Origin of the sequence: Nocardioides sp. L-11A, from assembly GCA_029961745.1 — a bacterium.
GTDB lineage: Bacteria > Actinomycetota > Actinomycetes > Propionibacteriales > Nocardioidaceae > Nocardioides.
Genome location: CP124680.1, coordinates 5,139,163 through 5,161,844 on the forward strand (window position 1 = coordinate 5,139,163; position 22,682 = coordinate 5,161,844).

The window sequence follows — 22,682 nt, forward strand, 5'->3', positions numbered from 1 at the left end:
ACAGAAGTGACCACTCATCGACATACCGTGATGAGACTGCGGCGGACAGGCCGAGCCCGCGCTCACGGCGTGGCGGCGAGCCACTCCTGCGTACGCGCATCGAGCAGGGCGCGCGCGGTCGGGTCGAGGGCCGGCGCGGACGGCTCGGCGGGCCGGCCCTTGCGGTAGTAGCCGGAGCCGGCGTCGGGATCGGTCGCGAGGCGGACGAGGTGGGCCGCCGACTCCGCGGGCGACATGAGCATCCGCCGCTCCAGCGGGCGGGCCAGGTTGCGCAGCCGACGCAGCAGGGGTCGGGTCTCCAGGCCGCGGTCGGCGATACTGGTCGACACCGCGCCGGGGTGGACGGCGAGGGCACGCAGCCCGCGGTCGCCGTACCGCTCGGCGAGCAGCGCGGCGTGGTGGACCAGGCCCAGCTTCGAGGTCCCGTACGACGCCCAGGAGTCGTAGGGCACCGGCCGGCCGAGCAGCTGGTCGGTGCTCCCCCGCTCGTGCAGCTGGGAGACGACGTGCAGCACGCAGGATGCCGGTGGCACCAGGAGTGCGGGCAGCAGGGCCGTCGTGAGGTCGACGGTGCCGAGGTAGTTGGTGCGCCAGTGGATCTCGTGGCCGTCGACCAGGTGCGGCTCGGTCCAGCGGGAGCCGAGGTCGAGGTGGATGCCCGCACTGTTGACCAGCAGGTCGAGGCGGTCCGCGCGGTCGGCGTACCAGCCGGCGAAGGCGGCGACCGAGGACCGGTCGGCGAGGTCGAGGGGGTGCCAGGCGTGGCCATCGACGGGGGCGCCACGGGTCGTGACGACGACCTCCCAGCCCTCGGCGGCCAGTGCGTCGGCGACGGCCCGTCCGATCGAGTCGCGGCCGGCACCGGTCACGACCGCGCGTGGGGCGCTCACCAGACGACGCCGCGGTCGACCACCAGGTTGGCGCCGGTGACCGACGCGGCTGCGTCGGAGGCGAGGTAGAGCAGCGCCTCGGCGACGTCGGCGGGCGGCATGAAGCCGGGGATGACGGAGGTGCTGCGGGCGACCAGGTCCCAGTTGGTGTCGGCGGGCAGGCCGGCCGCAGCAGCCTCGACCATCGGGGTCGCGATCCCGCCCGGCGACACGCAGTTGACCCGTACCCCCCGGGTGCCGAACTCCACGGCCAGGGCACGCATCCCCAACAGCAGCGCGGCCTTCGAGGCACAGTAGGGCGCGTTGTACGGCTGGCCCATCACGGCGGAGATCGAGGCGACCGAGACGACATTGCCCTTGCTCTCGACGAGGGCGTCGGCGAAGGCCTGGGCAAGCATGAGAGGCGCGAGGGCGTTGACGTCGAAGTGCCTGCGGAGCAGGTCCGCGGTGATGGCGCCGAGCTCGGCGAACTTCTGGATGCCGGCGACATTGCACAGCACGTCGAGACCGCCCAGCTCAGCGAGCACACCCGCCACGAAGGCATCGCGGGCCGCGTCGTCGGCCAGGTCGCAGGCCACGACCCCGTCGGCCGCGACCACGTCGGTGGCCACCACGGTGGCGCCTTCGGCCCGGAACAGCTCGGCGACGACCTGGCCGAGTCCGCCGGCGGCGCCCGTGACGACGACCCGGCGGTCGGTGAAGCGCTGGGCGCGAGGAGCGGGCTGGTCGGTCATGGTTCCTCCTGGCTCGTGGCGCCGCGGCGCGGCGTTCCGGAGAAGAATAGAACCTGTTCTATCTCATCGGAGCCGAGTCGGCCGCCACGCCCCGCCCCGGCGTCCGCACCCTCCGCGAGGAGCCCGACAGGACGCTGGAAAAGCACCGTGCCCCGGCTCTGAGGAGCCGGGGCACGGTGAACGCTCGAACGGGTCAGGCGTTGTCGAGCGCCTGGGCGACGCGGCGGTGCGCCTCCCAGATCGCCTCGGGCAGGCCGTCGAACTGCGCGAGGTGCTTCTCGCGGAAGTCCATCTCCTGCCGCCAGCGCGCGACGTCGATCGTGAGGAGCGTGTCGAGATCGGCGAGCGCCTGCTCGTCGAGTCCCTCGAGGTTGAGCTCCTCACGCTTCGGCAGGACGCCGACGGCGGTCTGGACGCCCTCGACCTCGCCGTTCAAGAACTCCATCAGCCAGTTCAGCGGCCGGAGGTTCTCGCGGTAGCCCGGCCACAGGAAGCGGCCGTCGTCGCCGCGCTGGAACCAGTTGACGTGCGCGAAGATCGGCTTCGTCGTCGCCCGGCCGATGACCTCGAGCCAGTGCGCGGCGTAGTCGGCCTCGGAGTACGACATGAACGGACGCATCGACATCGGGTCGTAGCGCAGCACGCCCTCGAGACCGTCGGCCGCGGCGGTCGCCTCGGCACCCAGCGTGAGGCCGTCGTAGACGCCCTCGGCGATGTCGGTGATCGCGCGGATCAGCGGCTCGCGGTCACGGGTGCGACCACCGAAGATGATGCCGTGGATCTCGACGCCCTTCGGGTCCTCGAAGTCCTTCGCGACGTTCGGGACGTTGGCCAGGGTGGTCGTGAAGCGGCTGTTCGGGTGCGCCCACGGGTCGTCGGCGTGCTCGGGGGCCCGGTCGGCGATGATCTCGCCCTTCCAGTCCTCCCAGCCATCGAGATCGGTCGGCTTGTCGCCCTTGCCCTCCCACCAGACCTCCTGGGTCTTGGGGTTGTAGGCGACGTTGGTGAAGATGGCCCCGGTGCCCGGGACGATCGAGTCGATCGCCGTCGGGTTGGTCTTCTCGTTGGTGTCCTTCGCGACACCGAAGACGCCGTTCTCCGGGTTCATGCCGTAGAGCTTGCCGTCGTCGCCGACCCAGATCCACGCGATGTCGTCGCCGTAGAACTCGACGTAGTAGCGGTCGCCGAGGGCGTCGGGGGCCAGCGTCATCGCGAGGTTGGTCTTGCCCGAGGCCGACGGGAAGCCACCGCAGATGTTGTACTTCTTGCCGGTCTGCTTGTCGGTGATGCCGAGCAGCATGAACTGCTCCACCAGGAAGCCGTTCTTCCAGCCGTCGTAGGAGCCCTGGCGCAGGCCGTGGGCGATCTTGCCGAGCAGCGCGTTGCCGCCGTAGGACGAACCGAAGTGCAGGATCGTGCGCTCGTCGGCGACGGTCACGAAGTAGCGCTTGTCGTCGGGGGTGCCCTGGCCGAGGTTCTCCAGGTCGCCGGTCACGTGCACGGCCTTGACGAAGGAGTCGCCGAGGTCGTTGATGTACTCGACGCCGACCCGCGCCATGCGGATCATCTGGAGCACGACGTTGCGGTTGTCGGTGAGCTCGACGCCGGCGGCGAAGTTCTCGACCGGCGAGCCCTTGGGCGACATGAGGTAGGGAATGACGTACATCGTCTTGCCCGCCGAGGCGCCGGTCATCAGCTCGACGAGCTTCGGCTTCATCTCGGCGGCGGGCTTCCAGTTGTTGTAGACGCCCTTGTCGGCCTCGTTGGAGGTCGCGACGATGGTGCGCTCCTCGGCGCGAGCGGTGTCCTTGAAGTAGGAGCGCGAGTAGTAGAGGCCCTCGCCGGCCGGGAGGAGCTCACCGGCCTCCAGGGACTCCTGGACCAGCCGGGCGTCGTCGGCCGCGGACACGACCTCGATCCGGTCTGCTCCCGTGATGTTGGCCCAGTGTGCGACGTACTCACGAACGTGGGGGTTGGTGAGACCCCCCTCGTCGAGTGCCCGCTCCACATCAACCATCGCTTTCGCCAGCCTTTCGGTCCTTGTCCAGGTGTGGGGACGCTACCCCACAGCCCACCCGGTTCTTACCGGGGTTCGAATCGTCCGATCCGGGGACACCGTCGTCCGCGTGACAGTCACCATGACACCCGTTTTGCGATGACGCACATCGGCGCGTACCTCCGCCGGACGCAGGCGTGGGCCCCGTTCCGCTTTTGATCGATCGAATGTCAACGAGCCGCGGCGAGCAGCTCGCGGGCCCGGCGCAACCGGCGGAAGTACGTCGCGCGGCTGAGGTAGGTCGCCCGCATCACGGCCTCGTGGGTGGCACCGGCCGTGAGATAGCGACGTCGCACGAGGTCGTGCAGGGTCGGCTCGCCCGCGAGCGTCGCGTCGACCCGGGCCCGCAGCCAGGCCCGCTCCTGCGCGCCGGCGACGCCGAAGGTCTCGAGCGCCGCGACCAGGTCGTCGGGCCGGCCGTCCGGGCGGCCCTGCTCGGCGACCACGGCCGCGTGCAGCAGGCCGGCGAGGCCACCCGGGCCGACGTCGGCGACCCAGCTCGTGACGGGCACGCCGTCGACGTCGCGGCGCAGCTCCGGCACCTCGGCGTAGCCATAGGCCTCGAGGACCGCGCGCTCCTCCGGCAGGTCCCCGACCAGGTTGACGTGGTCGCTGCGCGGGTTGCCGATGCCGCACTGGGCCAGCCCGGCCGCATTGCGCACCCAGACGACCTCGGGCTCGTCGGCGTCGCCGAAGGTCAGCTGCACCGCACTGAGCACCGCCCGGTCGGAGGTGCCCTGCCGGCGGGCGTGCTCGAGGACCGGCGCCACCAGCCGCGAGCGCGGGCCGCGCAGTCCGGACGCGGCCTCCATCGCCAGCGCGACGACGACGGCGACCGCCCGGCCGTCGGAGCGACGCACCACCCGCGCGCCCTCGCCCAGCCAGGGGGCCACTACCTGCCACAGGCCGGGGCGGAGCCCCTCCAGCTCCCGGCGTACGACGGGCGCGTCGGTCGTGCGCCAGCGGTCGGCGTAGTGGCTGCTCAAGGTCGTCGGCCCCAGGCCCGCGCGCAGACCGGGGTCGCGGACCAGCGCCGCCAGCCGCGGCAGCGCGCCCGACTCCCCGGCGGCCGCGCGCGCATGCTCGTGCTCCGCGACCCGCAGCACCGTGGCGGCCGCGCGGTCCGGCTCCTCGGCCCGCAGCCGCTCCGCGAGCTGGTCGGCGAGTGAGGGGTGCAGCACGAGCCGGTTGCCGACCGGCTCGACGACGCTGGTCTCGCGCAGCGCCTCGACCAGCTCGGCGACCCGACCGGGGAAGAGGTCGGCCAACAGCGGCCCGTCGACTCCCGCTGCCAGCACGACCACGGCGAGCAGGTCCGGATCGAGCCGGTCGAGCGCGGCGTCGGCGAGATGGGCGGCCAGGTCCTCACCTGCGGCCCGGGTCAGCGCCGCGGCGTCGCGCTCGCCGGCCACCGCCCAGGCCCGGGCGCCGAGGACGAGGGCGAGGGGGAGCCCACCGGCCCGGGCCGCGAGCGCGGACCGCACGGCGGGATCGTCGACGTCGTACCGCTGGAGCAGGGCGTCGGCGTCCCGCGCTCCGAGGCCGCCCATCCGGGCCCGGACCGCCAGCGCGGCGACCGGCTCGGGCAGCCAGCGCGCGGGCAGGGTCCGGGCCGCGACGAGGAGACGGGTGTCCTCCGGCAGCCGGGCCACGGCGGCACCGACGCCGCCCAGCGCGGGCCCGAGGGCGTCCACCTCGTCGATCAGGAGGACCACGCCGGCACCGTCGACCGCGTCGAGACCGCCCAGCACCCCGAGCGCGCGGTCGTCGCGCGCGTCGAGGGCGACGACACGGTGCCCGGAGCGCTCAGCCCGGCGACCCGCCTCGCGCAGCGCAGCGCTCTTCCCGACGCCGCCTCGGCCGGTCACCTCCAGCACCCGGACCGTCCCGCCGGGGTCCAGCAGCAGGTCGAGGCGGTGCGCCAGGTCCGCGGGGCAGGCGTAGCGCCGCGCATCCAGTCCCTCGGCGTACGTCGCCAAGGTGGGTGGGGCCGGTCGGCCCGGCCGGAGCTGCACGATCCCCATGGCCGAAGGGTAGGAGGGCTGTTGACGAGAGGTCAACGAGTTCGCGTAGGCTCGTCGAGGTGACCACCAGCCTCCTCCGTGGCCTGCGGGCCCTCGAGATGCTGGGCGGGGAGGCTCTCGGCGTCTCCGAGATCGCCCGACGCCTCGGCGTCGACAAGGCCGGGGTCTCGCGGATGCTGGGACAGCTGCACGCCGAGGGCTGGGTGCTGCGCACCGGTGCCCGCTACGTGCTCGGCGAGCGCGCGGTGGCGATGGTCGCCACCGACCCGGCCGCCGTACGCCGCCGGGCCGGCCGGGTCGCCGAGCGGCTGCACGAGCGCACCGGCCTGACCGCCGTCGTGGTCCGGCTGGCCGGTGACGGCGCCCGGCCGGTGGCGGTGGCCGGGCCGGCCGACTTCCTCGACCCGGAGGCGCCCTACGAGCACCTGTGGCTGACCGCGGGCGGGATCGTACTGCTGGCCCAGCTCCCCGATCCCGAGCTCGACCGCCGGCTCGACGTCACCCCGTGGGCCCGCCCCTCCCCGGCCGCACCCCGGGACGCCGCGGCGGTCCGCGAGCTGGTCCGCGCGGTGCGGGCGGGCGCGCCGGCCGAGGAGCTCTCCTGGACGATCGCCGGCGCCGGCTGCATCGCGCTGCCGTGGCCGGTCGTGGAGCCCGGACCGCCGTACGCCGTGCTCGCACTGGGCCCCGCCGGCGACGTCGGCCGCGACGCCGAGGCGGTGCGCCAGGCCCTGCGCGACGCGGTCGGGTCCTGAGCGCGCCGGCCGGAGTCTCACGCTGGTCTCACACCGCCGGAAACCTCTCGGTCACGCGTCCCGCACAGCCGACGATCGCCGGGTGATCCCTCGCTCGCGCCTCCTCGCCGGCCTGCTCCTCGTCCTCGCCCTGGCCCTCGCGCCCCTCGGCGCGGTCCCGTCCCGGGCCGAGCCCGGGCCGTCGGACCGCGGCAGGGCCGTGGCCGTCACTCCCGCGCAGCCGATGGCCGGGGAGCGGGCCCGGTTCAGCGGACGGGTCGGTGCCGTCACCGGGCGCGCCACGCTGGAGCGGAAGAAGGGGAAGCGCTGGGTCGCCGTGGCCCGCGGCAAGGTGAAGAAGGGCAGGTACAAGCTCGACACGAGGGTACGCAAGGCCGGCAGCTACCGGGTCCGCGCCGGCAGGTTCACGAGCAAGAGGGTCGAGGTCCGGCTCGCCCCGCAGGCGGCACAGCTGAGCACGGGAGCGCTCTTCGTCGTCGGCCTGCCCCGCACGGTCACCGCCACGGTGACGCCTGCGCGGGCGGGTCGGACCGTCCGGCTCGAACGCCTCGACGGCGCCGCCTGGACGACCGTGGGGACCGTCAGCACCGACAGCACCGGCCAGGCGCGGTTCGGGTACGCCGGAGGGCCGGCCGGTACCACCTCGTACCGTGTCGTCGGCGACGCCCACCAGGGCGCGGCGGGGGTGGTCTCGGCATCCCGGTCGGTGCGGACCGCCGCCTCGCCCGAGCTGGCCAGCCCGGGTACCGCACCCGGCGAGGAGTCCTTCGACCCGTCGGTGTCGGCCGACGGTCGTTGGGTCGCCTTCACCTCCGGCGCTCCACTGCTGCCGGCCGACTCCGACGGCCACGACGACGTCTACCTCTTCGACCGCGTCACCGGCGGGCTGAGCCTGGCCGTCCCGAGCGCCGACAGCCACGTCAACTCCGGTGTGCTGTCGGCCGACGGGCGCTTTCTCGCGTTCCAGTCGACCGCATCCAACCTGGCGGGCGAGGGCGACTACGACTACGACGTGTTCGTGCTGGACCGCCAGGACGGCAGCCTCGACCTGGTCTCCACGGCCACGGGCGGCTCGGCACCCGGCAACAACGACTCCTACCTCTACGACCTGAGCGACGACGGTCGCGTGGTCGCCTTCACCTCGACGGCCAGCGACCTGGTGACGCTGTCCCCGCCGCCGAACACCAGCGTGCGGCACGCCTATCTCCGCGACCGCGGCACGGACACGACCCGGCCGCTCGATCGGGTCGGCCTCGGCTGGTCGGACGCCAACATCTTCGGCCTCGACCTCAGCGCCGACGGCTCCCGGGTCGCGTTCACCAGCAGCGACACCGACCTCGACCCCGGGAACGTCGACGGCTCGGCCGTCTTCGCCTGGGACATCGCCGCGAACGGCGCGATCTCGAACCGCGTCAACCTCACGCCCGACATCGACGCCGACAGCCCCTCGCTGAGCGGCACCGGCGACGAGATCGCGGTGACCACCGAGGCCGCATTGTCGCTGGCCGATCTCAACGGCGTCCGCGACACCTATCTCCGCACGCCGGCCGGGTCCTTCGCCCTCGTCGGGCCGTACGGCGCGGCCGGCAACCCCGGCGGCACCCTGTCCGACGACGGCCGGTTCGTGTCCATGGGCACCAAGAACGTGCTGCCCGGCGACACCAACGGCGGCCAGGCCGACATCGTGGTGTGGGAGCGGGCCACGGGCACCAGCACCCTGATCACCCGGGCGGGCGCCGGCGCGAGCGGGGACGACCGGCTCTCCCCCGACGGCTCGGTGCTGGTGTTCGGCTCGGCGGCGGCGATCGTCCCGGGTGCCACGGGCGACTACGACGTGTACGTCCAGGTCCTGCGGTGAGGGCCGGCGTGGCCGGCGCCGCGGTCCTCGCGCTCGCCGCGGCGACGATGGCCGCGACGGTGGCCGCCCCGCCGGTCCGCGCCGCCGACGTCGACCCGTGGGACGGCGTCGGCTGGACCACCCCCGTCGCCGTCTCCCCGGCCGGGGTCGACGTGGCGGCGGGCGGGGTGTGGCCGCTGGCCGACGGCTCCCTGCTGGCGCTCTGGTCGGTCGCCGACGACCCCACCGCTGCCGGCGACGGGCCGGCCCAGGTCTGGTCGCGCACCCGGACATCCGACGGGCTGTGGGGGCCGCCGGAGCAGGTGAGCGACTATCAGCAGTACTTCACGTCGTACCCGAACTTCAGCTGGGACGTGACCGCCGCCGGTGCCGCGATCGTCGCCTGGACCCAGTACGACCCCGGCACGTCGTCGTGGACCTACCGTGCCGTCTCCCGGTCCTCGTCCGGGGCGTGGGCGGCGCCGCACACCGTCGCCGTCGAGGACACCGGCGCCGTGGGCTCGATCAGCCTCGGCGGCAGCAAGGCCGTCGCCGTCGCCCCCGACGGCGACGCCACGGTGGCCTTCGAGGCCCGGGAGGCACAGCGGGGTCCCGGCGAGAGCAGCGCCGACCTGGAGGTCTTCCGCACCCACGGGTCGGGCTCCACCTGGACGACGCCGGAGGAGGTCACCGTCGAGACTCCTGCGATCCCGGTCAACTGCGTGGAGCCCGACCCCGACGACTGCCCCGACCGGGAGGGGCCCTCGGGCCAGCCGGCGGTCGTGTTCGACGGATCCGGCCAGGAGTGGATCGGCTGGGTCCATCGCGAGGCGGCCGACGAGCCCGCGGAGGAGGCGGGCGTCTTCCTGCGCGGCGCGATCACCACGCAGCTGGCCACCGGCTCCGAGCTCGAGCCGCGCTCCTTCGCCCTCGCCGGCATCGACGCCGACCCGGCCGGCGGCGTCGCACTCGCCTGGCACCGCGAGGTGCCGGCCGGCACCGAGACGTGGGCGCATGCCGGCGGCGACGTCGCGGGCGCGACCGGACTGATCACGCCCGCGCCCGTCGACGCGGCGGTGCGCTCGATCGCCGTGGTCGGCGGCCGGGCCCTCGTGGTCGTCGGCGTCCCGCCCGCCGGGATCGACGGCAGCCGCGGCCTCCACTCCGCCCTGCGTCCCCCCGGTGGATCCTGGGGCCCGGTCACGGCGATGAGCGAGGACGGTGCCGACGTCTTCGGCATCGGCGGTCGCGCCGTGCTCACCCCGGCAGGGGTGCCGGTCGTCGGCTACGCGCACGCGAGCACGGACCGGGGCCGGGTGCTCGCCCCGGCGGGGAGCGGCTGGTCGAGCATCCCCTTCAGCGGCGCGCTCGACCTGTCCGGTCCGGCGACCGTCGTGCAGTCGCTCCACGTCGCGCCGGACGGGCGGCTCCTCGCCGGCTGGCTCTCCGCGGACGACGGGGTGGACCGCCTGCAGACCGGCGCCAGCAACGGGCTTCCCGGGGCGGTGACGCCACCGACGCCACCGACCCCACCACCCTCGCCCCAGCCGCCGCCGGCCGGCCCGGCGGCGCTCACGACCGTCGACGACGGTGCCCTGACCCGCTCGGCCGGATGGAAGCGGACCCGCGGGTCGTCGTACGCCGGCGGCACCGCCGTGCTGTCGAAGCGCCGCGGCGCGACACTCACCCTGCGCCGGGCGACACTCAGCCAGGTCGGCGTCGTGGTCAGCACCTGTCGCCGGTGCGGCAAGGTGGACGTGTTCGTCGGGCGCACGCGGATCGGCCGGGTCTCGCTCAAGGGCGCTCGGGCCCACCAGCAGCTGCGTCTGCTCCCCGCCTTCGCCACCCGGACCGGCAAGGTCCGCGTCGTCGTCGCCTCCTCGGGGCGGGCGGTGCGGGTGGACGGGCTCGCGATCCGTACCGGTTGAGGCGCCCCCGCGCGGGTAGGAGGCGGCCATGAGCCCCCCGCCCCCGCCGCCACCGGGACCGCCGCCCTCGGGACCGCCGCAGGGACCGCCTCCCGGCTGGGGTCCGCCCGGGTACCCGCCGTTCGGCCCGCCGCCGCGCCGGCGCCGGGTCGGCCTCGTGGTCGGGGTGGTGGTCCTGGCGGTCGTCCTGCTCGCCGCCGTCGGCGTCGGGGCCTTCCTGATCGCGGGCGGTGGCGACGACGACGGAGATCGCACGGCCGACGATCGGAGCACCACCGCCTCCGGCTCCTCCTCCGGATCCTCCTCCGGATCCACCCCCACCGGATCCCCCGGCAGTCCCAGCGTTCCGACCGACGCCCCGACCTCGGGCCCGTCGACGCCGTACACCCCCTCGGACGACACCGACGACGACATCCACAACGACGTCGCGACCGCCGACTTCCCGGGCGACTGGGACTTCAAGCTCGGCGACGTCGAGCACCATGCGAAGCTGCTGCGCTCGGTGGACCATCCGAGCTGCGCTCCGGTCGAGGAGGGCAACGTGCTCACCCGGCAGCGCTGCCGGTACGCCGCCCAGTGGGTGTTCGACGCCCTCGGCGGGAAGGTCCGGCTCACCCACCTGTTCCTGGTCTTCGACACCGAGCGCCACGCCAAGGCCGCGCAGAGCACCATGAAGGACCAGGACTTCGATCTGCCCGACGGCAGCATCCTGCCGTCGTTCGTGCAGGGCAAGTGGAACTCCGGCGTCTACGGCAATATCGTCGCGGTCACCATCGGCACGTCGCGGACGAAGGTGCCCGAGAAGCGGCTGACCTCCCTGGTCAACTCGATGAACAGTGACTACCGGTCCGCGCTCCTGTTTCGCTCTTGATGGGCCGAGCGTCGCGAAGTTTTTTCCGCGAACCTGATGACAATGCCCGGCGGTATCTGACATGCTGCTCTCGCCGCCGCAGGTGACCCGAGACGCCTGCGGCGGCTTCCATTTTTTATGGGCCGAGCGTGTCGGATATCGAGCTCGCACCCGGTCCTCGCTCCGCTCGGACCACGTGCCACGCCCGATGCGGCTCCGCCGCCGTCCGACACGCTGCCGGCCCCGTGCCGCTTCGCGGCCGTGCGCCACGCTGCCGGCCGACCCGCTCGGACCACGTGCCACGCCCGATGCGGCTCCGCCGCCGTCCGACACGCTGCCGGCCCCGTGCCGCTTCGCGGCCGTGCGCCACGCTGCCGGCCGCTGGCCGGGACGGACCCGGTCAGGGCGTCGCGGGCGCTGTCACCTCGGGCGCGCCGGGCCCGGCCACGTCAGCGGCGGTACGCCGGCGCCCGGCGGTTCGGCCCCGGATCGGCACTCGCCAGCAGCGGCAGCACCCGCGGCGGGATCAGCACCGACAGCACCATCACACTCGTGGAGCGCACGACCGACGACGACTGGTCGATGCGCACCAGCGTCGCCTGCAGCTCCGGGTGGGACCGGGTCGCGACCCGGCACAGGACGTCGTACGAGCCGGTCGTCACGTAGGCCTCGAGCACCTGCGGGATCGCCTCGAGGTCGCGGGAGACCTCGTCGAGCGCGCCCTGGGAGATCTCGAGGGTGACATAGGCCTGCACCTCGAAGCCGGCCGCGGCGACGTCGAGGGTCGGGTCCCAGTCGGCGATCACACCGGCCTCGGTCATCCGCCGCAGCCGGCTCTGCACCGTGGCCCGGGCGACCTGGGTCCGGCGGGACAGCTCGAGATCGCCGGCACGGGGGTGCTCGGTGAGGGCGGCGAGCAGCGCGAGGTCGATCCGATCCAGGGCGAGCATGCGTCCAATCTAGCCATTCTGCCCACCTGTGGACCCGCAGATGGAGCAGACGGGGCCACTCTGCCTATCTTCTGCTGGACAGGTTGTGGGGCCGATCGGCGCTCTGCTGTGCTCCTCGCATGTCCCTCCAGGAGACCCTGACCAGCGAGGAGCGGCTCGCTGAGCTGGACCTCGACACGCTCAAGCAGCTCGTCGGCCTCGTCGAGTACGACGACCACGAGGATCCCTTCCCGGTGACCGGCTGGGACGCGGCCGTGTGGGTGGTCGGCAACGCCACCCAGTCCGCCCACTTCTTCGTCTCCGCCTTCGGGATGGAGCTCGTGGCCTACGCGGGACCGGAGACCGGCAACCGCGACCACGTGGCCTTCGTCCTGAAGAGCGGCGCGGTGCGGTTCGTGCTCAAGGGCGGCGTCGACCCGCGCAGCCCGCTGCACGACCACCACCGCAAGCACGGCGACGGCATCGTCGACATCGCACTGGAGGTGCCCGACGTCGACAAGTGCATCGCCCACGCCCGGTCCGTCGGCGCCACGATCGTCGAGGAGCCGCACGACCTCACCGACGAGCACGGCACCGTCCGGATCGCCGCCATCGCGACGTACGGCGACACCCGGCACACCCTCGTCGACCGCAGCCGGTACGACGGCCCGTACCTGCCCGGCTACGTCGCGCGGACGTCGTCCTTCCGGAAGCGCGAGGGCGCCCCGAAGCGGCTGTTCCAGGCGCTCGACCACATCGTCGGCAACGTCGAGCTCGGCAGGATGGACGACTGGGTGGAGTTCTACCGCAAGGTCATGGGCTTCACGAACATGGCCGAGTTCATCGGCGACGACATCGCCACCGATTACTCCGCGCTGATGTCCAAGGTCGTCGCCAACGGCAACCACCGGGTGAAGTTCCCGCTCAACGAGCCAGCGATCGCGAAGAAGAAGTCGCAGATCGACGAGTACCTCGAGTTCTACGACGGCCCCGGCGCCCAGCACCTCGCGCTGGCCACCAACGACATCCTCGACACGGTCGACCGGCTGCGCGCCGAGGGCATCGAGTTCCTGGCGACGCCGGACTCCTACTACGAGGACCCCGAGCTGCGGGCCCGGATCGGCGAGGTCCGGGTGCCCGTCGAGGAGCTGCAGCAGCGCGGCATCCTGGTCGACCGCGACGAGGACGGCTACCTGCTGCAGATCTTCACCAAGCCGCTCGGCGACCGGCCGACCGTCTTCTTCGAGTTCATCGAGCGGCACGGCTCGCTGGGCTTCGGCAAGGGCAACTTCAAGGCGCTGTTCGAGGCCATCGAGCGCGAGCAGGAACGACGGGGGAACTTCTGATGACGACGACCGCGGGGACGACGACCGGCGCCGGCATGCTGGAGCTGCTCGGCCGCTTCGAGTCCAAGGCCCCCGAGATCGTCTTCGAGTGGCACGACGCCGAGACCGAGGCGAAGGGCTGGGCGGTCATCAACTCGCTGCGCGGCGGCGCCGCCGGCGGCGGCACCCGGATGCGCGCCGGCCTGGACCGCAGCGAGGTCGAGGCGCTCGCCAAGACCATGGAGGTGAAGTTCACCGTCTCCGGCCCCGCCATCGGCGGGGCCAAGTCGGGCATCGACTTCGACCCGGCCGACCCGCGCCGCGAGGGCGTCCTGGCCCGCTGGTTCAAGGCCGTCTCCCCGCTGCTGAAGACCTACTACGGCACCGGCGGCGACCTCAACGTCGACGAGCTGCACGACGTCATCCCGCTCACGGAGCGCTACGGCCTCTGGCACCCGCAGGAGGGCATCGTCAACGGCCACTTCGCCGCCGACGAGCGCGAGCTGGTGCAGCGCGTGGGCATGCTGCGGCTCGGCGTCTCCAAGGTCGTCGAGGATCCGCGCTACACGCCCGACCGGGACCGGAAGTACACCGTCGCCGACCTGGTGACCGGCTGGGGCGTGGCGGAGTCGGTCGTCCACTACTACGCGACGTACGGCAGCGACCGCGGCCAGCAGCTCGCCGGCAAGCGGGTGATCGTCCAGGGCTGGGGCAACGTCGGGTCGGCCGCTGCCTACTACCTCGCCCAGGCGGGCGCCCGCATCGTCGGCATCATCGACCGCGACGGCGGCCTGATGAACGCCGAGGGTCTCACCGCCGACGAGGTCCGCGCGCTCTTCCTCGCCAAGGAGGGCAACGCGCTGCGCGCCGACGATCTCGTCCCGTTCGACGCGCTGGACGACGCGATCTGGGACCTCGGCGCGGAGATCTTCCTACCTTGCGCCGCCTCGCGCCTGGTGACCGCCGAGCACGTCAAGCGCCTGGTCTCCGGCGGCCTCGAGCTGATCTCCGCCGGCGCCAACGTGCCCTTCGCCGACCCGGAGATCTTCTACGGGCCGACCTACGAGTTCGCCGACCAGCACGTCGCGGTGATCCCGGACTTCATCGCGAACTGCGGGATGGCCCGGACCTTCACCCTGCTCATGGAGGGCATTCCGGAGGTGTCCGACGAGGCCGTCTTCGGCGACGTCTCCCGGACCATCCGCGCGGCGCTGGAGCGGTGCCACGCGCGCTCGGCGTACCCGACCTCGGTGGCGGCGACCGCGTTCGAGATCGCGCTCGACCAGCTGGTCTGAGCCCGCCCGGGCAGCTACAGCGCGGCGAGCACCGACACGTGGTTGGCCACCGCGAGGCCGCCCATGTTGTGCACCGCACCGACCCGGGCGCCCTCCACCTGGACGCCCGGGAAGGTGCCGGTCAGCTGCATCGCGACGGACACGTGCTGGGACACCCCGGTCGCGCCGACCGGGTGGCCCTTGGACTTCAGGCCGCCCGACGGGTTCACCGGGAGCGCGCCGCCGGGGAGCACCGTGCCGTCGTCGAGGACGCGGCGCCCCTCGCCGCGGGGCGCGAGGCCGAGCACCTCGTAGAGCTGGAGCTCCGCGATCGTGAAGCAGTCGTGCAGCTCGACCAGGTCCAGGTCGGAGCGGGTCATCCCGGCGTCCGCGAGCGCCCGCTGCCAGGCGATCTCGGTGGCGGCGAAGGCGAGCGGGTCCCGACGAGCAGTCGGGAGGTGGTCGTTGGCGAACGCCCAGCCGGCGACGCGGACCGCGTCGTGTCGACGGGAGGTGGGGCGCCGGCCGAGCACCAGGGCCGCGGCGCCGTCGGACACCGGCGAGCAGTCGGTACGTCGCAACGGCTCCGCGACCATCGGGTTGCGGTCCGAGGTGGTCGAGCAGAACTCGACCCCCAGGTCCTTGCGCAGGTGCGCGAACGGGTTGGCCGCGGCGAGCCGGTGGCTCTTGGCGGCGATCGCGCCGAGCGTGTCGCCGACCGGGCCGTGCCGCTCCTCGTAGGCGCGGGTCACGTCCGCGAAGAGCCCGGCGAAGCCCGTCGTCGACGTGGTCCCGGCCGCGTCGTAGTCGGCGCCGAGCAGGGCCGCGCCGACGGTCTGCGCCGGGACGCCGGTCATCTTCTCCGCGCCGATGACCAGCACGTGCTCGGCCCGTCCCGACAGCAGGTGGCCCAGGCCGGTGTGCACGGCGGCCGATCCTGACGCGCAGGCGTTCTCGACGCGCAGTGCGGGGACGCCGAAGAGCGCGTCGTCGATCTGGAGCGGCAGCGACGAGGGGAACCCGAGCGCCTGCAGACCGGAGTTGAACTGGCCGAGCACGACCAGGTCGACCTGCCCCGGCTCGATGCCGGCGTCGAGCAGTGCGGCCCGGCCCGCCTCCACGACGAGCGACTCCAGCGTCGCCTCCTCGTGCTTGCCGAACACCGTGTGGCCCCAACCGAGGATCAGCGCCTCGTCCCTGCTCACCATCCTTGCCAGCCTCCTCGCAGCTGCTTCTTGTCGATCTTCCCGACGGCGGTCGTCGGGAGCGTGTCCACCAGCACGACCGCCTTCGGCCGCTTGTACGTCGTCAGCCCCTGGCGGGCCGCGGACGCGATCGTCTCCTCGGTGACGCCGGGGGCCCCCGGGTCGTCGGGCACCACGAAGGCGACGACGGCCTCCCCCCAGTCGGGGTGCGGGACGCCGGCCACCGCGACCTCGCGCACGCCGGGGATCCGCGCGAGCACCTGCTCGACCTCGCTGGAGTACACGTTGAGACCGCCGGTGATGATCATGTCCTTCTTGCGGTCCACGAGATGGAGGTATCCGTCGTCGGTCAGGTAGCCGAGGTCGCCGGTGTGCAGCCAGCCGTCCCGCAGCGCCGCGGCGGTCTCGTCAGGACGGGCCAGGTAGCCCTCCATCGTGTACGGCGAGCGGGCGGTCACCTCGCCGACCTCGCCGGGCCCGCAGGGAGAGCCGTCCTCGCCCACGACCCGGACCTCGGCCATCACGACCGCCTGGCCGCAGCTGGTGAGTCGGGAGGCGCCGGCCGGGTCCAGCCGGTGGTCGTCGCGGCGCAGCCGGGTCAGGAAGTTCGGCGCCTCCGACTGGGCGTAGAGCTGCATGAACACCGGGCCGAACAGCCGCAGGCCCTGCTCCAGCCGGTCGGAGGTGATCGGCGCGGCGCCGTACAGGATGGTGCGCAGCGAGGAGGTGTCGACGTCACCACGTTCGACCACCGCGTCGAGCAGCCGGTAGATCATCGTGGGGACGAGGAAGAGATAGGTGACCCGGTCGCGCTCGATCCGGTCGACGACCGCGCCGACGTCGAACCCCTCCTCAAGGAGCACCGTCGCCCCCTTGGCGAGCGCCGCCTGGAGCAGGAAGCCCGCGCTGTGGGGCAGCGGCGAGGTCAGCAGCAGCACGTCGTCGGCGGCCAGCTCCATCTCCACGAGGTGGGAGAGCAGGTTCATCGCGATCCCGCGCTGGGTGTGCACCACGCCCTTGGGGCGGCCGGTGGTGCCGCCGGTGTACATCAGCAGTGCCCGCGCCGGAGCGGGGACGTCGGGCAGGTCGGTGAGCGGCGGATGGTCGAGCGCGTCCGCCCAGCCGTCCGCGGCGCCCCCGACGACCAGCAGCCGCGGCGCGCGGCCCCCGCCGTCGCGGACGACGGCGAGGAGGGCGTCGGCCCGGCGGTGGTCCACGACGCACAGCACGGCACCGGAGTCGGCCAGGATATGGGCCTGCTCCTCGTCGGACAGCATCATGTTCATCGGCACCTTGGCCGCGCCGAGCAGCGCGAGCGCGAGGTCCGCGATGACGTACTCGACAGCATTGGGCAGGGCGAGCGCCACCGGGGAGCCGGGCCCGACGCCCCACGCTCGCAGGCGTCCCGCCAGCCGGCGCACCCGGTCGTCGAGCTCGCGATAGCTCCAGGCGCGCCCGCCCGCGACGACGGCCCGGCGCTCGCCGTACCGGGCGAGCGCGGGCAGCAGGTAGTCCCGCAGCACGGGATCGGTGGGCATCTGCATCATCCTTCCGAGAGCGCCGGGTCGGGCCCGACCTGGGCGACCCGCATCGCGGTGGCGAGGGCGCGGTAGAGGCCGACGAGCCAGACGACCTCCTGCAGCCGCGGCCAGCCGAGCTGGGTGAGGGCGTCGTCGAACGCGTGCGGCGCGAGGTCGCCGTGGGCGCAGAGGTCGTGGGCGACGGTGCGCACCACCAGGTGCGCGCCCGACGCGCACGGGCTCCCGTCGTGGATCGCGGCGATGACGTCCGCAGGCGCGCCGGCCTGCCGGGCGAGCGGCTCGTGTCCGGCCCACATGTAGGCGCAGTCGTCGAGGGCGGCGACGACCAGGATGACCAGCTCGCGCTCGACGTCGCTGAGCTCGCCCTCCCGGAACCGCGCGGCGAGGGCGAGGACCGCCTCCCCGACCCGCGGGCTCGCCGCCATCAGGTCGAAGGGCCCGCTCAGCCGCCCCTCGGCGTCGACGGGATCGATGCCGAGTCCCGCGTCGGCCCAGTCGTCCCGGACCCGGGCGGCGAAGTCCCGCTGGTCGCGGGACAGGGCGCCGGCCGTCGTCCACGGTGCGCGGCCGAGCAGCGCCGGGCTGGGCGGCGTACCGGTCACTGCTCCCCCAGGTACGCCGAGCGGACCCGGTCCGAGCGGAGCAGCTCCTCGCCGGTCCCCTCGAGCACGATCCGTCCGTCGGCGAGGACGTAGCCGTGCTCGGAGAGCCCGAGGGCGCGATGCATGTTCTGCTCGGCCAACAGCACCGTCACGTCCTGGGCCGCGATGGTCTCGATGACGTCGAAGACCTGCGCCACGACGATCGGCGCGAGGCCGAGTGACGGCTCGTCCAGGACGAGCAGCCGGGGACGCGAGACCAGGGCACGCCCGAGGGCGACCATCTGCTGCTCGCCGCCCGACATCGTCCCGCACAGCTGGCGGGAGCGCTTGCGCAGGATCGGGAACAGGTCGAGCGCGAGGTCGATGCCGTTGTCCGACCGCCCGCGCGCGGCCGGATGGTGCAGCCCGAGCCGGAGGTTGTCGCGGACCGTCATCTCCTTGAACAGCCGCCGGCCCTCGGGGACGATCGCCATCCCGAGCGCGGGACGGTCCGCCGCCGAGCGCCGGGTGATGTCCTCGCCGTCGAGCAGGATCTGCCCGGACGCGACCGGCTGCATGCCCAACAGCGCCTTGACGAGAGTGCTCTTGCCGGCGCCGTTCGAGCCGATCAGTGACGCCGTCGTCCCCGCCGCCACCCGCAGGCTCACGCCGCGCAGGGCCGCCGCCTCGCCGTAGTTGACGACCAGGTCCCGTACCTCAAGCATCGACCGGTCCTCCCAGGTAGGCCTCGATCACACGAGGGTCGTCGAGCACGTCGGCCGGCGCGCCGTCCGCCAGGTTCTGTCCCTGGTTGAGCACGTACATCCGGTCGGCGAGGGTGGAGACGGCACGCACGTTGTGCTCGATGTAGATCACCGCCATGCCGCGCTCGCGCAGGCTCGCGATCAGCTCCATCCCGAGCGCGGCCTCGCTGGGGTTGAGCCCGCCGAGCACCTCGTCCAGGAGGATGAGGGACGGGTCGAGCGCGACCGCGCGGGCGATCTCGAGGAACTTGCGCTCGTGCAGGGTGAGGGCGTCGACCGGCTGACCGGCATGGGCCGCCAGGCCGACCGCGTCAAGGACGTCCCGGGCCCGGTCGAGGGCCGCGGACCGGCCGGTGGCATGGCGCCCGAACATCGACGCGGTGGCGACGTTCTCCTCGACCGTGAACGAGCCGAGGGGACGCGGGACCTGGAAGGTCCGGGCGATGCCGGCGTGCGCCCGGCGGTGCGCACTCGCGCGGGTGACGTCGCGTCCGTCGAACTCGATGGTGCCGGCCGTCACCGGCAGGGAGCCGGCGATCGTGCTCAGCAGGGTCGTCTTGCCCGAGCCGTTCGGCCCGACCAGGCCGACGATCTCGCCGGCGGCGACCTCGAGGTCGACCTCGCTGAGGGCCTTCACCCCGCCGAAGCGCTTGGTGATGCCACGACAACGCAGCAGGCTCATCGTGTCCCTCCTTCCAGGGCCGGTGTCCGCCGCCGGGCGCCGCGCCGGCGCGGGATCGCGCCGGACACGCCGTGCGGCAGCAGGGCGATGACGACGACGAGCGCGCCGCCCAGGATGATCTGCGAGAGCTCCGGGGAGCCGAGGTCGAGCAGGGCCTCGCGCAGGATCACGACGGAGGCCGCGCCGATGAGTGGCCCCCACCAGCGGGTGATGCCGCCGAGGATGGTCATCATGATGACCAGCAGCGGGATGTTCAGGCTGAACACCGCCCCGACCTCGACGTACCCCAGATAGATCGCCTGCGGCGCGCCGGCCAGTCCCGCGAGCATCGCGCTGACGACGAAGGTGAGCACCTTGTAGCGGTAGGTCGGTACGCCGAGCGACTCGGCGACCTGCTCGTCGTCGCGGATCGACCGCAGCGCGGCCCCCCAGCGGGTGCTCGAGGTGGCGATGGCGATGCCCGCGGTGAGGACGGCGAGCCCGAGAGCGATCACCAGCAGGTGAGCGGTCGACGAGCCGGCCCACGACCCGATCACGTGCTCACGGACGAAGACTCCCGTGCCGCCGTCGAGGAAGGACACGTTGGACACCACCGTCACCACGATGAACGCCATGGCCAGGGTGATCAGGCCGAAGAGGTCGCCGGAGAACCGGGACGATGCGAAGACGGCCAGGCCGACCACGAGAGCCAGTGCCCCGGCCGCCAGGCCGGCCACGACGAGCGCCACGACGAAGGGCGCGTCGGTGTGTCGGAAGACGGCCGCGGCGGCGTACGTCCCGATGCCGAAGAAGACACCGTGACCGAAGCTCGCGTAGCCGGTGTTGCCCGAGAACAGGCCCCAGCTGAGGGCGAGCACGATCCAGGTGACGAACTGGAACCCGAACGCGATGACGAAGTTGGATCCGACGGCGGGGACGACGACGGCGGCGACGACGGCACAGCCGGCCACCGCGGCGAACTGACGCCACAGGGCGAGGTCGCGCAGGTCGTTCATGCGGTCCTCCCGGAGGTGATGCGCTCCCGCGCGACGCGGGTGAGCGGCTGGAGGGCGAGGAAGAGGAAGAGCACACCGAAGGTGACGGCGGGCGCCCATTGGGGCGGGAACCAGAGCGACCAGGCGTTCTGGATCATCATCAGCACGACCGCGGCGACGAGTGCGCCGAGCGGGCGGCCGAGGCCGCCGAGCATGGTGGCGACCACGACGATGCCGATCCACTGCAGCGGCAGGGTCGGCGTCAACGGCATCCGCAGGCTGACCACCATCCCCGCGACGGCCGCGGTGGCCGCGGCCAGACCCGAGACGGCGAGGGTCAGCGGGAGCACGCGCACACCGAGGGTCTCGGCGATCGCGGCGTCCTGGCGCATCGCCTGGACGGCCCGCCCGGCGCGGGTGCTCCGCAGCGCGTACGCCGCCAGGCCGACCATGAGCGCCGCGCAGACGAGCGCGACCAGGTCGATGGGCTGGACGGCCAGCTGCGGGAGTGGCTCGGGGAGCCGGATGCTCGTGGTGAAGCCGTCCGAGAGGAGCGGGCGGAGGTTCAGCAGGTCAGGGCTCCAGATCATCGAGACCACGCTCTCGGTGACGATGAACAGCGCGAAGGTGATGAGCAGGGTCGTGAACGGCTGGGCGTCGATGAGGTGGAAGAGCCACTGCACGCCCACCCCCACCGCGAAGAACGCCGGCACGGTGACCGCGAGGGTGAGGAAGGGGTCCCACAGCAGCTCGGTCACCAGGCTGTAGGTCAGGTAGGCGCCGAGCAGGGTGAGCGAGAGGTGGAAGAAGTCGGCCACCCCGAGGTGGCCCCACTTGACGCTGAGGCCCAGCGCGATGCTGCCGAACAGGCAGCCGAGCAGCGCTCCGTTGAGGAGGGTCTGGGCGAGCGCGAGCGAGGAAACGGACATGGAGGTCTCCCAGTCGATCCGGTGGTCGGTCCGGTGGTCGGTCCGGTGGTGGGCCCCGGACGGGGCCCACCACGACGGCGCGGAGGGATCAGGGGTTGTAGTCGAGCTCGGCGCCGGCGACGTCCTCGGGCCAGACCAGGACGCGCCTGCCGTCCTGCACCTGGGCCACCCGGTTGATGTCGATGCCGTAGTTGTTGAAGCCGTCGAAGTTGAGCGTCCCGACGACGGTCTCGACCTCGTGGGCGTTCAGCCAGGCGATGACGGCCGCGTTGTCGATGCCGCCCTCGGTCATGCCGGTGAGCAGGATCTGCCAGGCCGCGAGGCTGGCCGCCGCCTGGGTCTCGACGAAGGGGAACAGGTCGTCCTTCTGGGCGACCTCGCTGTAGGCCTTGGTGAAGTACCGGGCGATCGGGGTGTCCCCGAGCGGCGGGTTGTCCTCGTAGATCGAGGAGATCATCATGCCGTCGGCCTTGTCCCCGAGTGCGGCGACGGCGGCCGGCGCCGGCAGCGAGACGTAGATCGACCGCGGCTCGTAGCCGATGGCGTCGAACGCCTGGTAGAGGTTCGTGACGTCGGCGCCGATGCCGCCCAGGTAGACCAGGTCGGGATCGGCGTTCTGGATCCGGATCGCGATCGAGCTGAAGTCGGTGGTGCCGAGGTCGTACTCCACGTCGCCCTCGATCGTCGTGCCCGCGTCCTCGAGCGCCGCGACCACCGAGCCGCGATAGCTCAGCGTGGTCGGGAACTTCGCGGTCGCGAAGAACGCCGACTGCGGCGGGTTGCCGCTGGACTCCAGCGCGTCGAGGAGGGTCTGCGCCTGCGCGTCGAACATCTGCGCCGGGTCGTCGACGCCGCCCATCTGCCAGGCCGGGAAGTGGTTCTCGCCGATGAGCTTGTCGGGCGCGCCGTTCGTGGCGGTCGGATAGGCATATCCGGCGCGGGTGACCGGGCCGGCGCCGGCGAGTGTCGCCGCGCCGCCGTACGGGCCCATCACGAAGTCGACCTTGTCGCCGATCAGGCGCTCGTAGTTGGAGGTCACGGTGGCCGGCGTCGACTGGTCGTCGATCACCTTCCACTCCAGCGGGCGGCCGTCGATCCCGCCGCAGTCGTTGACCCAGTCGACCACCAGGTCGGCCACCTCGTCATGCAGGGTGCCGGTCGGCGCGAGCGGCCCGGTGAGGCTGAGCGAGCCACCGACGACGATGGGGTCGCCGGCGGGCGGCGCGCCCTCCGTGCACTCCATCCCGGCGATCGGCGCGACCAGCTCGGCGTCGGGGATGTCGGCGACCCGGTCGTCGGCCGACTTCTCGTCCTTCACGACGCCGCCGCAGGCGGTGAGCATCAGTGCCGCGGCGGCGCTGAGGGCGAGCCCGCGCACGGCGGGCCTCGGGGCGTGGAACATCG

At 73.0% G+C, this 22,682-nt stretch carries 19 protein-coding genes; 6 read left to right on the forward strand and 13 right to left on the reverse strand.

Annotation, left to right across the window (positions count from 1 at the left end):
• Positions 1–62: 62 nt before the first annotated feature.
• The 4 genes from QJ852_24605 to QJ852_24620 form a co-directional block, all read right to left on the reverse strand.
• The gene (locus QJ852_24605; protein WGX96314.1) at positions 63–890 is read right to left on the reverse strand and encodes an SDR family NAD(P)-dependent oxidoreductase; all 828 of its coding nucleotides are present in this window, start codon (positions 888–890) and stop codon (positions 63–65) included.
• Positions 887–1,624, reverse strand: a complete 738-nt coding sequence (locus tag QJ852_24610) for an SDR family oxidoreductase (GenBank protein ID WGX96315.1) — start codon at positions 1,622–1,624, stop codon at positions 887–889. The genes QJ852_24605 and QJ852_24610 overlap by 4 nt, the downstream gene beginning before the upstream one ends.
• A 193-nt stretch (positions 1,625–1,817) precedes the next feature.
• Positions 1,818–3,641, reverse strand: coding sequence for a phosphoenolpyruvate carboxykinase (GTP) (locus tag QJ852_24615; protein ID WGX96316.1), 1,824 nt, complete (start codon positions 3,639–3,641; stop codon positions 1,818–1,820).
• Between the two features lie 209 nt (positions 3,642–3,850).
• Positions 3,851–5,704, reverse strand: a complete 1,854-nt coding sequence (locus QJ852_24620) for a hypothetical protein (protein ID WGX96317.1) — start codon at positions 5,702–5,704, stop codon at positions 3,851–3,853.
• A gap of 59 nt (positions 5,705–5,763) precedes the next feature.
• Between QJ852_24620 and QJ852_24625 the strand changes: the two genes are divergently transcribed.
• From QJ852_24625 to QJ852_24640, 4 genes are all read left to right on the forward strand, one after another.
• Positions 5,764–6,459 carry a helix-turn-helix domain-containing protein gene (locus QJ852_24625; protein ID WGX96318.1) on the forward strand — a complete coding sequence of 232 codons (696 nt, stop codon included), beginning with the start codon at positions 5,764–5,766 and terminating at the stop codon, positions 6,457–6,459.
• 82 nt (positions 6,460–6,541) lie between these two features.
• A complete protein-coding gene (locus QJ852_24630) occupies positions 6,542–8,317 on the forward strand; it encodes a hypothetical protein (protein ID WGX96319.1) in 1,776 nt (591 codons plus the stop codon).
• A complete protein-coding gene (locus QJ852_24635) occupies positions 8,314–10,224 on the forward strand; it encodes a hypothetical protein (protein ID WGX96320.1) in 1,911 nt (636 codons plus the stop codon). The genes QJ852_24630 and QJ852_24635 overlap by 4 nt, the downstream gene beginning before the upstream one ends.
• A gap of 28 nt (positions 10,225–10,252) precedes the next feature.
• Positions 10,253–11,095 (forward strand): hypothetical protein, encoded by an 843-nt coding sequence (locus tag QJ852_24640; GenBank protein WGX96321.1) that lies wholly within the window; start codon positions 10,253–10,255, stop codon positions 11,093–11,095.
• A 428-nt stretch (positions 11,096–11,523) separates the two neighbouring features.
• On the opposite strand, the gene QJ852_24645 is transcribed toward QJ852_24640, so the two are convergent.
• The gene (locus QJ852_24645; GenBank protein WGX96322.1) at positions 11,524–12,024 is read right to left on the reverse strand and encodes an Lrp/AsnC ligand binding domain-containing protein; all 501 of its coding nucleotides are present in this window, start codon (positions 12,022–12,024) and stop codon (positions 11,524–11,526) included.
• A gap of 119 nt (positions 12,025–12,143) precedes the next feature.
• Here QJ852_24645 and hppD point away from each other — a divergent pair, with 119 nt between their 5' ends.
• Together hppD and QJ852_24655 are read left to right on the forward strand one after the other, a co-directional pair.
• Entirely contained in the window at positions 12,144–13,349 is a 1,206-nt protein-coding gene (gene hppD / locus QJ852_24650; GenBank protein ID WGX96323.1) for a 4-hydroxyphenylpyruvate dioxygenase, read from the forward strand.
• A complete protein-coding gene (locus tag QJ852_24655; GenBank protein ID WGX96324.1) occupies positions 13,349–14,623 on the forward strand; it encodes a Glu/Leu/Phe/Val dehydrogenase dimerization domain-containing protein in 1,275 nt (424 codons plus the stop codon). Before hppD ends, QJ852_24655 begins: the two co-directional genes overlap by 1 nt.
• Before the next feature lie 14 nt (positions 14,624–14,637).
• Here QJ852_24655 and QJ852_24660 read toward each other — a convergent pair whose 3' ends face one another.
• From QJ852_24660 to QJ852_24695, 8 genes are all read right to left on the reverse strand, one after another.
• Positions 14,638–15,810, reverse strand: coding sequence for a thiolase domain-containing protein (locus QJ852_24660; GenBank protein ID WGX96325.1), 1,173 nt, complete (start codon positions 15,808–15,810; stop codon positions 14,638–14,640).
• Positions 15,804–17,345 carry an AMP-binding protein gene (locus QJ852_24665; GenBank protein WGX96326.1) on the reverse strand — a complete coding sequence of 514 codons (1,542 nt, stop codon included), beginning with the start codon at positions 17,343–17,345 and terminating at the stop codon, positions 15,804–15,806. The genes QJ852_24660 and QJ852_24665 overlap by 7 nt, the downstream gene beginning before the upstream one ends.
• Before the next feature lie 5 nt (positions 17,346–17,350).
• The gene (locus QJ852_24670; GenBank protein ID WGX96327.1) at positions 17,351–17,950 is read right to left on the reverse strand and encodes a carboxymuconolactone decarboxylase family protein; all 600 of its coding nucleotides are present in this window, start codon (positions 17,948–17,950) and stop codon (positions 17,351–17,353) included.
• Entirely contained in the window at positions 17,947–18,654 is a 708-nt protein-coding gene (locus QJ852_24675) for an ABC transporter ATP-binding protein (GenBank protein WGX96328.1), read from the reverse strand. Before QJ852_24675 ends, QJ852_24670 begins: the two co-directional genes overlap by 4 nt.
• Positions 18,647–19,375 carry an ABC transporter ATP-binding protein gene (locus tag QJ852_24680; protein ID WGX96329.1) on the reverse strand — a complete coding sequence of 243 codons (729 nt, stop codon included), beginning with the start codon at positions 19,373–19,375 and terminating at the stop codon, positions 18,647–18,649. Before QJ852_24680 ends, QJ852_24675 begins: the two co-directional genes overlap by 8 nt.
• The gene (locus QJ852_24685) at positions 19,372–20,370 is read right to left on the reverse strand and encodes a branched-chain amino acid ABC transporter permease (protein WGX96330.1); all 999 of its coding nucleotides are present in this window, start codon (positions 20,368–20,370) and stop codon (positions 19,372–19,374) included. Before QJ852_24685 ends, QJ852_24680 begins: the two co-directional genes overlap by 4 nt.
• Positions 20,367–21,278: a branched-chain amino acid ABC transporter permease gene (locus tag QJ852_24690; GenBank protein WGX96331.1), complete on the reverse strand. Its 912-nt coding sequence runs from the start codon at positions 21,276–21,278 to the stop codon at positions 20,367–20,369. Before QJ852_24690 ends, QJ852_24685 begins: the two co-directional genes overlap by 4 nt.
• Positions 21,279–21,366: 88 nt before the next feature.
• Positions 21,367–22,680 carry an ABC transporter substrate-binding protein gene (locus QJ852_24695; protein ID WGX96332.1) on the reverse strand — a complete coding sequence of 438 codons (1,314 nt, stop codon included), beginning with the start codon at positions 22,678–22,680 and terminating at the stop codon, positions 21,367–21,369.
• Positions 22,681–22,682 lie beyond the last annotated feature (2 nt).